The 572-nt window shown below is 41.6% G+C and carries 1 pseudogene; it reads left to right on the forward strand.

The annotated features are described in order from the left end of the window. Positions 1-134 precede the first annotated feature (134 nt). Positions 135-572, forward strand: a pseudogene (locus ACS8YF_RS20020) (DNA-binding response regulator); the annotation flags it as partial.

Below are 572 nucleotides of genomic sequence, written 5' to 3' on the forward strand. Positions count from 1 at the left end.
ATCTAGTATGCTGATATGAAAGTGAATGCTAAGGATAATTTATTCGCTTAATCTATTAATTTGCTGGAAACATTTAAGGAATGAATATCCTGAATAAACCATCATAATTTTTAGACAGTGGATGTGGAGGAAATATGTTGCCAGGATGCTGCAAAAATGGAATTGTTATCAGTAAAATACCTGTTATGCAAGCAGGGTTAAAAGAGGTCATGAGGACTCACTTCCCTGAATATGAAATAATATCCAGCGCCTCTGCGGAGGACCTTACCTTATTACAATTACGTCGTTCCGGATTAGTCATTGCTGATTTAGCCGGTGAAAGTGAAGATCCACGTTCTGTTTGTGAACATTATTATTCTTTAATCTCACAATATCGGGAAATTCACTGGGTTTTCATGGTGTCACGCTCCTGGTATTCCCAGGCAGTAGAACTGCTCATGTGCCCTACGGCGACGTTATTGTCTGATGTTGAACCCATTGAGAATCTGGTCAAGACCGTACGTTCCGGCAATACGCACGCAGAGCGTATCAGCGCCATGCTGACCTCCCCGGCAATGACTGAAACTCATGAT

Source organism: Salinisphaera sp. SWV1 (assembly GCF_052044155.1).
In the GTDB taxonomy this organism is placed as follows: Bacteria; Pseudomonadota; Gammaproteobacteria; order Nevskiales; family Salinisphaeraceae; genus Salinisphaera.